Here is an 11,466-nt window from a genome sequence, read left to right as displayed (position 1 = left end):
GCGCGCACGAACGTTGGAGGTTCGTGGCCGGCATGAAGTGAAGACCACAAGCGCTGCGCGCCCACCCGGCAGACGGGCACCGCCCTCCGTCATGCCAGTTGATTACCGTCACAATGGGCTCGATGCCGTCATTCGGCCGCGAAGACGGGTCAATTCTCAGGACAGTCGGAATTTGCCGTCCATGAGGCCGCAAGCAACGACCGTATCGCGAGTCCGGTGACGGTTACGGTCGCCTCAGGGCGCGGTAGATAACCTGATCGACAAACTACACCCCGCCCCGGATCGTCGGCACGTCAAGGGCGGGAAAGCCGAAATGGCGCAGCCAGCGCAGGTCGGAATCGAAAAACGCCCGCAGGTCGGGGATGCCGTATTTCAGCATCGCCAGCCGGTCGATACCGATTCCGAAGGCGAAGCCCTGCCAGGCGACCGGGTCGATATTGCCCGCTGCCAGCACCTTGGGGTGCACCATGCCCGAGCCCAGCACCTCGAGCCAGTCGTCGCCCTCGCCCACCTTGACGGTGCCGCCCTCCCAGGCGCACTGGATATCGACCTCGGCCGAGGGTTCGGTGAAGGGGAAATGGCTGGCGCGGAAACGGGTGCGGACATGGGTTCCGAAGAAGGCCGAAAAGAACTCCTCCAGTACCCATTTCAGGTTGGCCATCGAGATGTCCTTGCCGATCGCCAGCCCCTCGACCTGATGGAACATCGGCGTATGGGTCTGGTCGTAATCGCAACGATAGACACGGCCGGGGCAGATGATGCGCAGCGGCGCGCCGTGTTTCAGCATCGAACGGATCTGCACCGGCGAGGTATGGGTGCGCAACACATGCGGCGGGCGGTTGTCGCCTTCGGCGCGCGACATGTAGAAGGTGTCCATCTCGGCTCGCGCCGGGTGGTGGCCGGGGATGTTCAGCGCGTCGAAATTGTGCCAGTCGTCCTCGACCTGCGGGCCTTCGGCGACGGCAAAGCCCATGTCGGCGAAGATAGCCGTGACCTCTTCTGTAACCTGGCTGACAGGGTGGATGGAGCCCGCGCGCACCGGGCGCGCCGGCAGCGTCACGTCGAGCCATTCGGCGCGCAGGCGCTGCTCGAGCGCCACGTCAGCCAGCGCGGATTTCCGCGCGGCAAGTGCCGAATTGATCTCGTCCTTCAGCGCGTTCAGCGTCGGGCCCGCCGCCTTGCGCTCCTCCGGGCTCATCCCGCCCAGTTCGCGCATCCTCAGGCTCACCTCGCCCTTCTTGCCCACGGCCTGAACGCGCAGCGCCTCGAGCGCCGCCTCGTCGCCGGCCGCCGCGATCGCGGCTATGTATTTCTGCCTCAGCTCTTCCATGGCCGGTTCCCTGCGAAGTGTTCGAACCCGGCCAGTGCCCTATCACATGACCGCAGGAAGGCAAGGGCGGCGAGGCGCGTGGCACCTGCCACCGCCACATCCGATTGCCGCGCCGCACCGGCCCGCCTATCCTGCCGGGACGGCAATCAGACAGGAGCCAGTTCATGCGCGGCATCTTCCGGTCTTTGACAATCGGCACAGGGCACGGCCGGGCCGCCGCCTGGCTTGCGGCGCTCTTGTGGATCGTTGCCGCCGGCATCGCGGCGCCTCAGGGATTCGGGGTCGGCGAACTGCCGCTTTCGGCCACGATTGCCGCAAATGGCGGCGACCTTCGGCTTTCATGGGCCGGCGCGGAACCGCCGCGTACCGGCTCGGTTATCGTCAGCCGCCGCAGGCTGGGTGAAACCGGCAGGGATTCGTGGCGCGCCTTTCCGCCGCTCTCCGGGCGCCTGACCTTCTTTTCCGACAGCGATTTCCGGCCCGGCACCGCCTATGAATACCAGGTGCAGCGCTTCGATGCGCGCAGCGGCGCATTGGTGGATTCGGGGTACTGGACCGCTGGTATCGAGGTGCCGGCAGTCGAAACGCGCGGCACGGCACTGCTGGTGGTCGACGAAACACTGGCCGGTGCGCTCGCCTCCCGGCTCGACCGTTTCGCGCTGGACCTCGCGGGCGACGGCTGGCGGGTCGTCCGGCACCAGACCCCGCCCGGCGCCCCCGACACGCCGGTCGAGACACTCGCCAGGGCGCGCGCGCTCAAGGCCTGGGTCGTGGAACGGTTCGATTCCGATCCGGCAGAGCCGCGCGCCCTGATACTCGTGGGGCAGGTGCCGATGGTGATGAGCGGTCGGGTCGCTCCCGACGGGCACGGCAACACACCGCACGCCAGCGATCTGTTCTATGCCGACATGGACCAGTCCTGGCCCGATGACGGCGCGGGCCATCTGCGGCCGAACAGCATCCCCAGCGGCAATATCGAGATGATGGTGGGCCGCATCGACTTTTCGCATTTCCGCAACGAGGATCCGCAGGCCGAGCTTCGCCTGCTCGAAGCCTATTTCGACAAGAACCACCACTGGCGCAACGGGCTGCTGGGCGATCTGCGGCAGGCCTATGGCAAGACGGACTATCTGGAAAGCGACATCGCCGGCCTGCGCAACATCGTCGGGCCCGAAAACGTGATCACCGGTGGCCACGAGGATACCGGCGGGCTGCATCCCTGGCTGTGGGGGGTGGATTTCGGGCCGGGCGATATCGAACTCTATGACGGCCCGTTGTCGATCAAGGCAATCTTCTCGCTCAACTTCGGCAGCCACAAGCAGCGGATCGAGCGGGCGAACAACCCGATGCGGGCGGTTCTGGCGCAGCCGTGGTATCCGCTGGCGGTCGCCTGGGGGGCGCGGCCCGCCTGGCGGCTGCACGCCATGGCGCTCGGGCTGCCTGTGGGCGATGCCCAGATCAGGACGGTGAACAACGGCAAACACTGGATGCGGGTCGAGGAAACGATGGAGTACCTGCCGACCGGCACCTATCTCATGCGCAATCCGATCTGGGTCAACCTGCTGGGCGACCCGACGCTTCACGCCTTTCCGCTCGACCCGGTACGCGCCCTTTCCGCTGATGAGGGGCCGGACGGCGTGACGCTGGCGTGGACAATCCCGGATAATGGCGAACAGCGTGGCGCGCGGGTGTTTCGTGCGTCAGGGCCGGGCGAGCCCTTCGTCGCCATCGACGGCGGCATCCCGGTCGGCGGGACGGAATTCACCGATCCCGCACCGATACCCGGCGCGCGCTACATGGTGCGCAGCCATGGGCTGAAAACCGTTGCCGCAGGCTCGTTCTTCACCCTCGGGCAGGGTGCCTTTGCCGCGGTTGGGAGCGCACCGTCGGCAACCCCCGATATTGCCCTCGGGATGACGGCCGGACAATCGCTTCGCCTGGCGCCGCCCGGAGCGGGCATTTTCGCCGTCGTATCCGGCCCTTCGCATGGCAGCCTTGCCCGCGACGGATCCGGATGGACCTATACGGCACCGGTGGGATTCACCGGCACCGTCACCTTGCACTACTCGCTCTTCGACGCGATATCGGGCGATCAGGGCACGATCACCATCGAGATGACACGCGACTGAGCGCATCGCCGGCCTCCGCTTACCGACAGGCAAAGCTCCCGGCCAGGGCCGTATCGCCACCTACATAGCGCGCCACCTGCGGTGCAGGACAGAGCAGCCGTTCAGCCCCTTTCAGGGCATCGGGCAGTTCCTCGTTATCGGCGCGCCCGACCGCAACGATGGCTTCGGGCGCGTCCCCGTGCTCGACCCATGCCACAAGTCCCGCGAACAGGTCGAACCCGTCGGTGGCGGGACCTCCCGAACAATGGACCATGCCCGGCACCGGGTAGTAGCGCACGAAATCGCGCGCGCGACCGTCGTTATTGGCATCGAGCCGGCCGTACCATCCGGCTGTATCGTTGGCCGAGAACACCGGATCGCTGACACCGTGGAAGACGATGAACTTTGCCCCGGCATCGCGGAATTCCGCCAGTACCGGATTGTCGGCACCCGGCGGTGCCATGAATGCCATGCCCGATTCCGGATAGCCCGCCGCGGTGGCGTAGATATCGCCCGCACGCGCCGAAAGATCGAAGTCGCGCAGGAACTGCACCAGCGACGCCGGATCGCCGGCCACTTCGGTTGGCGGCGTGGTGAAAACCTGCGCCAGCGAACCCGCCCCCATGACGGCGATGATCGGCATGAAGCCCCATGGCTCGATCGGGCTGTTCAGTTTCCATATCCGCCAGCCGCCCGATTCGATCCCTGTATCCCATGGCCAGTCGCTGTAATAGGGCGCCCCGGCCCCATCGGTCCCGGCGTGGATCGTCCGCAGCGCGGCGACCTGCCCCGCTGTCAGGCAACCGTCGGCGCTGCCGTCGTCACATTGCAGGGAGCCGATATCGAACGTCGCCTGGCAGGCCGCCGTATCGGCGACAAGCCCGTCTTCCAGCCCGTCCAGCCCGTCGCAGGCCGCCCGGATACCATTGGCCACCAGCGCCAGGTCGTCGGGGCTGAAGGCGGTCGTCAGATCGCCGGTCACAGCGCCCAGCGTCTGCACGTCCAACGCGTGCTGCAAGCCCGCCCTCGGCAGGTTGAAACCCGGCGCGCCGGCCAGCAGGCCGTCAAAGGCATCCGGCATGCGCATCGCGGCAACCATGGCGTGCCGTCCGCCGTTCGAACAGCCGATACCATAGGCGTGTCCGATTTCCTCGCCATAGTAGGCCCCGACAATCTGCCGCGCCAGCGGGTCGAGCGTCGCCACCGCCTTGTAGCCGTACATGGCACGTGCCTCGGGATCGAGCCCGAAGCGGGTTCCGCCGGCCAGTCCTGCCTCGGGGTTGGCGGTGCCGTCGTGGCCCGCGTCCGACGAGACAACCGCATATCCGCGCGCCAGCGGCGTGGTATCACCGGTTCCCGCACCCAGCCCGCCGGTGGCCGGCTTCACCTCGCCATCGCTGCCGCCGTTGAACTGGTGGACGAAATCGCCGTTCCATTCGTCGGGCAGGGCAAGCTCGAAGCGCAACGCATAATTCCGGCCGTCCGCGCCGACACGTTCGGCGGTGATCCCGCGAACGCGGCACTGGGCAACGGGGCTTTCGTCTCCGGCCGGCACGGCCTCGACCGAGGTCAGGGTAACGCCCGACAGCCCCAGCGCCCCGGCGGACAGGCCCTCGCAGGGCATCGGTGCGGCAACCGCCGCCGGCACGGTGGCCGACAACGCGGCAAGAACGATGGCAAGATGCTTCATGGTGTTTTCTCCTCACGCTCCGCGCAGCCTAGGCTCACCGGACCACAGCAGGCAATCGCCCTGCTGCCGCAGGCGTGTCGTTCAGCGTGGCAGGCGAACGGCCCCGTCGAGCCGGATCGTCGTTCCATTCAGGAACGGATTGGCAACGATATCGGCCACAAGCCGGGCAAATTCGCCCGGCTCGCCCAGACGCGGCGGGAACGGAATATCGGCGGCGATCCGTGCCGTAACCTCGTCGGGCAGCCCCTCCATCATCGGCGTGTGAAAAAGCCCCGGTGCGATCGCCATCACCCGAATGCCCGAACGGGCGAATTCGCGCGCCGCCGGCAGGCACATGGCCGCGATCGCCCCTTTGGAGGCGGCATAGGCGGACTGGCCCGCCTGCCCGTCCTGCCAGGCGACCGAGGCGGTATTCACGACCACCCCGCGCTCGCCGGTCTCCAGCGGCGCCAGCCCGATCATCCGCCGCGTCGCATGTGTCATCACGTTGTAGGTACCCAGCAGGTTCACCCGCAGCGTCCTTTCGAACACCTCGATCGAGGTCTTGCCGTCGCGCCCGACAATGCGCGCGGCCGGTGCTATGCCGGCGCAATTGACCACGATCCGCGGCACCGTGCCGAGCCGGTCCATGGCCTCGCCGATTGCCGCATCCACGTCGTCCGCATCCCCGACATCGGTGACAACGGCAACGCCGCCCACCTCGGCCGCCACCGCCCCGGCACGATCCCGGTCGAGATCGAGCACGGCGACGCGCGCACCCCGTTCCGCAAGGTGGCGCACCGTCGCCGCACCGAGTCCGCTGCCGCCGCCCGATACCAGTGCCGCCTGTCCGTCGATCAACATGCCGTGCCCTCCGTTCCGCAGCGCTGCCGGATTATTATGTACCATCGCCGGCGTTTTGCGCCACGCTCTTCACCGGGTCTATGCCGGCAACAGAAACAGGGTAATGGCGGGGAACATCAGCAGAATGGCGACCCGGACGATGTCGGCGGCAACGAACCAGAGCACCGAACGGTAGGTGTCGGCCAGCGGGGTTTCGCGGTCCATCGCGTTGATGATGAACAGGTTCATCCCGACCGGCGGCGTTATCAGCCCGACCTCGACCACGATCAGCACAAGGATGCCGAACCAGATTGCCAGATGTTCGGCGCTCATCCCGAAATCAAGCGATGCGATCACCGGAAAGAAGACCGGAATTGTCAGCAGGATCATGCTGAGCGAATCCATCACGCAGCCGAAGACGAGGTAAAAGCCCAGCACCAGAACCAGCACCGTCCAGGCGCCATAACCCTGCCCGACAACCCAGTCCGACAATTCCTGCGGAACCATGCAGAGCGCGAGGAAGCTGTTGTAGAACCCGGCGCCAAGGATGATGAAGAAGATCATCGCGGTCGAGGTCGCGGTGTGAAGGATGGCATCGGCGAATCCCCTCCAGCCCAGATTGCCCGTCGCCAGCGCGATGGCGCCCGTTCCCGCCGCACCGACCGCCGCGCCTTCGGTCGGCGTGAACCAGCCGAGGTAAATCCCCCCGACGACCAGCGCGAAGACCGCCAGCACCGGCCAGATCTCGATCAGCGCGCGGAGGCGTGCGGCGGGTGGCGCCGGCACGCGCCGGCCGGCAGCGGCGGGATTCACCCGGACATGGACCGCGATGGCGATCATGTAGCCCGCCGCCGCCATGAGGCCCGGTACCAACGCGGCCAGAAACAGCCAGGCGATGTTCTGTTCGGTCAGGATGGCATAGATCACCAGGATCACCGAAGGCGGAATCAGGATGCCGAGCGTCCCGCCGGCGGCGAGTGTGGCGGCGGAAAAACCGCCCGGATAGCCAAGGCGGCGCAATTCCGGCAGAGCGACGCGGCCCATGGTGGCCGCCGTGGCGAGCGACGAGCCGCAGATCGCCCCGAACCCGGCGCAGGCGCCGACCGCAGCCATCGCCACACCGCCCCGCCGGTGGCCAAGGAAGCTTTCGGCGGCGCGGAAAAGCGCGGCGGACATTCCTGAAATCGTCGCGAACTGCCCCATCAGCAGGAACATCGGAATGACCGAAAGCGAGTAGCTGGAAAAGGTCGAATAAGTTTCAGATTTCAGCTTGGCGAGAAACATGTTCGACCCGCCGGAGACCAGCCAGAGCCCGCCGATGCCGCAGATCATCATCGCCAGCCCGATGGGCGCGCGCAGGAAAATCAGCAGCAGCAGTACCGGGAACGACAAAAACCCCAGTTCGAGCGGGCTCAACGGGCCGGATCCTCCGCTTCGGTGCACATCTCGCGCCCCGTCGCCAGCACCACGATGCGCGTCGCCGCGCAATAGGCCGCCACGACCGAGGCGGCGAATGCCGCCACAAAACTCGCCGCATAGGCCCACCATACCGGAAACTGCAGCAGATAGGTGATCTCGCCGTAGCCGCGCTTGTCTTCCATGCCAAGCCAGAGCCGCCAGGCAATCAGCACGATCAGCAGCGCCATCGCGACCTCCCAGAAGGCGGCGAGAAACCGGTTGACGCACCCGGGCATCCGGGCAGCGAAGATATCCACCGTGGCATGCCCTCCGCGCAACTGGCAGATCGGCAGGAAGGCGAAGACGGCAAAGGCGATACCGGCCTCGACCAGTTCGAAATCTCCGGGAACCGGCCCGACCCCGCTGGCAACAAGCGCATCGGCAGCCGCCGCCGAAACGCCGCGCATCAGGTCGGAATGGCCAAGCGTGTTCAGCCCGCGCCCGGAAACGCTGATGCAGGTCAGCAGCACAAGCAAGCTCAGCACAAGCCCGCCGAGAAGCGCCATGGCACGGGCCAGCCACGCGATCAGACCCTGCATGTCAACCGTACCATGGCATGTGGCAACGCATCGCCCGGCACCGGCGGCGGGTCATCGCGCAGTTTCCTCGGCGATCAGTTCGAGCGCGCGCCGGCGCAGCCCGGTCCCGTCCAGTCCCTTGTCGTCCATCTCGGAAATCCACGCTGCGATGGTGGGCAGGGCTGCATCCTTCCATTCGGCAAGCCCGCTTCCCGAAACCTCGACGATATTGGCACCGGCGGCCACCGCTGCGTCACGCGGGCCATCATCGCCCTGCTCCATCCTGTGCCCGGCCTCGCCGGAAAACTCCAGCCCCGAATTGGCATCGATCACCGCCTTCAGATCGCCGGGCAGCGCGTCGTAGCTGTCGCGGTTCATGGCGAGGATGAATGTCGCCGTATAGAGCGCCTCATCGCCGAATCCGGTGTGGTTTTCCGCCAGTTCGGCGATTTTCAGCGCACCCGTCACCTCCCACGGCAGCACGGCCGCGTCGATGACACCTTTCGACAGCGCTTCGGGCACCGCCGGGGCGGGCATACCGACCGGCGTCGCCCCGAGATCTCCGAACATCCGGTTGGTGATCCGCGAAGGCGCGCGCAGCTTGATCCCGTTCAGATCGCCGACCGATTCGACCGGCTTTTTCGAGTGGATGATCCCCGGCCCGTGCACCCAGAGCCCGAGAACCTTCACATCGCGGAAATCGCTGTCCATCATCGTCTCTTCCGCCAGCCGCCAGTAGGCGCGCGAGGCGGGCGCGGCATCGGTCATGGTGAAGGGCAGTTCGAACACCTCGGTACGCGGGAACCGCCCCGGCGTGTAGCCGGGCAGCGTCCAGACGATATCGACCACCCCATCGATTGCCTGATCGATCAGATCGGGGGGCTTGCCGCCAAGCTGCATCGACGGGAAAAGCTGAATCTCGATCCGCCCGCCGGATTCGGCCTCGATCTTCTCGGCCCAGGGTTCGAGCACGAGCTTCGGCCCGCCGGAGGTCGCCGGCAGGAACTGGTGCAGGCGCAGCGTCACATCGGCAGCCGATGCCGCTCCGCCCGCCACTCCAAGCCCCGCCACCGTCAGCGCCGCCGCCGCCATCCGCCATGGAAACCGCTTTTCGTGCCCGGTCATGCACCTCTCCCTGCTTTCCGCCACCCCGTTTGCCGGCACGCGCCCGCGTGATCGGGGGGGCCAGTCGGTTGCGAGGAATAGCAATGTCCGGCATCCGCTGTCCATGAAAGTTCTCGGCTCCCGGGGGAAGCGGTCGCTCGTGCGGCCCGGGCGGGCTCCCGGACAGGGCGGCGGCGACGATGGTCGCCCTTGCGCTCAACAGCCGGTCATGGTCGGAGAGGTGACGTTACGCCACCTCCCGGGACACTGCCGCCATCGGGAAGAGATGCGCCTGCGCCGGATCGAACGAGAGATCGAGATTCATGCCCGGTTCCAGAACCATGTCCTCGCTGAAGGCGGCGATGAACTTGGAGCCGTCCTTCAGCCGCAGATCGACCACCGTTTCGGATCCGAGGCGCTCGGCAAGCAGGACGGTACCGTGCAGCATGCCCGTGCCGGGCTCGGCCGCCTGAACATGCTGCGGCCGGATGCCCAGCAGGGCGCTGGCAGCACCGTCGATCCGACCCTTGTGGGCGACGGCGATCGGTTCGAGCGCGGCATTGGCGACCCTGGCCTCGCGCGCGTCCCTCGCCTGCACGTCCACGTCGAGGAAGTTCATCGAGGGCGCGCCGAGGAAGCCTGCGACGAAGCGGTTGGCGGGTTCGTGAAACAGATCCATCGGGCTGCCGACCTGCATCACCCGGCCTTCCTTCAGCACCACGATCTTGTCGGCGAGCGTCATCGCCTCGACCTGATCGTGGGTGACGTAGATCATCGTCGCGCCAAGCTGGGAGTGGAGCTTGCCGATCTCCATCCGCATGTCCATCCGGAGCGCAGCGTCGAGATTGGAGAGCGGCTCGTCGAACAGGAAGACCTTCGGGTTACGCACGATGGCGCGGCCGATGGCGACGCGCTGGCGCTGTCCGCCCGAAAGCTGGGAGGGGCGGCGATCGAGCAGGTGCTCCATTTGCAGGATGCGGGCGGCCTCGGAAACCTTGGCGTCCTTTTCGGCCTTGGGCGCCCTGGCGATGGTCAGCCCGAAGGCGAGGTTCTCCCGCACCGTCATGTGCGGGAAGATCGCGTAGCTCTGGAACACCATGGCGATGCCGCGCTCCTTGGGCGGCAGATCGTTGACGCGCGCGCCGTCGATCTCCAGCGTGCCCGAGGTGATGTCCTCCAGCCCGGAGATCATCCGCAGCAGGGTGGACTTGCCACAGCCGGAGGGGCCGACGAAGACGACGAACTCGCCGTCCTGAATGTCGAGCGAGACCCCCTTGATGACATCGACCTTGCCGTAGCTTTTGCGGACGTCGGTGAGTTTGAGTGTCGCCATGGTGTCACTCTCCTTCTGCGGATTGCGGTGTGAGCGCGAGCAGGCCGTCATCGCCCACCGCCACCGGTTGCGGATCGAAGATGTAGCCGGCAAAGCGGTCGTCGGGCCCGTTGTCCCGGAACCCCATCAGCACCAGCCCGGCCTTCGTGTTCAGGATGCGCCCGGCATAGCGGTGGCCGGGCAGCGCCCCGTCGAGGAACCGGCCCGGCGCGATGTGCCACGGGCCGCGCGGGCTCTCGCCGATCAGGTAATGGCTGCCGGTCACCGGACCGCCGGGAATGGCCGCCGCCTGCGCCCTGGAGAAATGCTCGGCACCGGTGCAGAAGAGGCAGTACCAATGGCCGTCCTGCCCGAAGACCTGCGGCACCTCGATCTGCCCGTAGCCGCCGACGAAGACCGGCGGTTGGAGCGCCCATGTCCGGAGATCGGGGGACGTTGCCAGCCCGATGGCACCACAGGCATTGGCCTCCTCCGGGCCGCTGGCGCGGGCGGTGAAGAACATCAGCCAGCCGTCGCCGTCCGGGTCGCGCATCACCCAGGGGTCACGCATCGCCCGGTCGTGCCAGAAGCCCTTGCGGAAGGTCGTCTCGTAGTGATGCGCATTGGGCCCGTCGAGATCGAGGCAGAGCCCGTCGCCGACGCGCTGCCAGTTGTGCATGTCGGTGGAGGTGGCATGGCCGATGCGCTGGTACTTGCCTTCCTCCGCCCGGCTGGAACCGGTGTAGAAAAGGTGCCAGAGCCCGGCATCGTCCTGCACCACCGAGCCGGTCCAGGTGGTGAAATCGTCCCAGGCCGGGGCGGGGGCGGGGGCGTGACAGGTGCCCAGATGCTCCCAGGTCACCAGATCGTCCGAGACCGCGTGGCCCTGGCTCACGAACCAGTGGCGCAGGTCCGGGTTGGCGAGCGATTTCGGCGCCTTGAGGAACCAGGCGTGCCAGCGCGTGCCGTCATGGGCATACCAGCTATCCCAGATCCAGTCGTTTTCGAGTGCGAGTGTCATGATTGTGCGATCCTCAGCCCTTCACCCCCGTCGAGGCGATCGACGAGATGAAGGCGCGCTGCATGATGAGATAGAAGGTGATGACGGGAACCGAGATCAGCGT

The 11,466-nt window shown here is 66.8% G+C and carries 9 protein-coding genes; 1 reads left to right on the top strand and 8 read right to left on the bottom strand.

The features are described 5' to 3' along the window. Positions 1 to 265: 265 nt before the first annotated feature. Positions 266 to 1,330, bottom strand: coding sequence for a phenylalanine--tRNA ligase subunit alpha (pheS, locus tag ACK5IR_RS12115; protein WP_416929247.1), 1,065 nt, complete (start codon positions 1,328 to 1,330; stop codon positions 266 to 268). Between the two features lie 164 nt (positions 1,331 to 1,494). Here pheS and ACK5IR_RS12110 point away from each other — a divergent pair, with 164 nt between their 5' ends. Then, the gene (locus ACK5IR_RS12110; RefSeq protein WP_416929245.1) at positions 1,495 to 3,459 is read left to right on the top strand and encodes a hypothetical protein; all 1,965 of its coding nucleotides are present in this window, start codon (positions 1,495 to 1,497) and stop codon (positions 3,457 to 3,459) included. Positions 3,460 to 3,478: 19 nt separating this feature from the next. Here the strand turns inward: ACK5IR_RS12110 and ACK5IR_RS12105 are convergent, their stop codons facing one another. The 7 genes from ACK5IR_RS12105 to ACK5IR_RS12075 all read right to left on the bottom strand — a co-directional run bounded on the left by ACK5IR_RS12105 (position 3,479) and on the right by ACK5IR_RS12075 (position 11,363). Next, a complete protein-coding gene (locus ACK5IR_RS12105) occupies positions 3,479 to 5,128 on the bottom strand; it encodes a tannase/feruloyl esterase family alpha/beta hydrolase (protein WP_416929243.1) in 1,650 nt (549 codons plus the stop codon). 81 nt (positions 5,129 to 5,209) lie between these two features. Beyond that, positions 5,210 to 5,971, bottom strand: coding sequence for an SDR family NAD(P)-dependent oxidoreductase (locus ACK5IR_RS12100; RefSeq protein ID WP_416929241.1), 762 nt, complete (start codon positions 5,969 to 5,971; stop codon positions 5,210 to 5,212). A 78-nt stretch (positions 5,972 to 6,049) separates the two neighbouring features. After that, positions 6,050 to 7,366 (bottom strand): TRAP transporter large permease, encoded by a 1,317-nt coding sequence (locus ACK5IR_RS12095; protein WP_416929239.1) that lies wholly within the window; start codon positions 7,364 to 7,366, stop codon positions 6,050 to 6,052. Continuing rightward, on the bottom strand, positions 7,363 to 7,947 hold the full coding sequence (locus tag ACK5IR_RS12090; RefSeq protein WP_416929237.1) for a TRAP transporter small permease: 585 nt from the start codon (positions 7,945 to 7,947) through the stop codon (positions 7,363 to 7,365). The genes ACK5IR_RS12095 and ACK5IR_RS12090 overlap by 4 nt, the downstream gene beginning before the upstream one ends. Positions 7,948 to 7,998: 51 nt before the next feature. Further along, positions 7,999 to 9,051, bottom strand: coding sequence for a TRAP transporter substrate-binding protein (locus ACK5IR_RS12085; protein WP_416929235.1), 1,053 nt, complete (start codon positions 9,049 to 9,051; stop codon positions 7,999 to 8,001). A 226-nt stretch (positions 9,052 to 9,277) separates the two neighbouring features. Next, positions 9,278 to 10,363, bottom strand: a complete 1,086-nt coding sequence (locus ACK5IR_RS12080) for an ABC transporter ATP-binding protein (protein WP_416929232.1) — start codon at positions 10,361 to 10,363, stop codon at positions 9,278 to 9,280. A gap of 4 nt (positions 10,364 to 10,367) precedes the next feature. Then, complete coding sequence (locus tag ACK5IR_RS12075; protein WP_416929230.1) at positions 10,368 to 11,363, bottom strand: levansucrase; 996 nt, start codon at positions 11,361 to 11,363, stop codon at positions 10,368 to 10,370. Between the last annotated feature and the right edge of the window lie 103 nt (positions 11,364 to 11,466).

Source organism: Tropicimonas sp. (genome assembly GCF_047971885.1).
Lineage (GTDB): Bacteria > Pseudomonadota > Alphaproteobacteria > Rhodobacterales > Rhodobacteraceae > Tropicimonas.
This window is presented reverse-complemented; position numbering and strand designations above follow the sequence as displayed.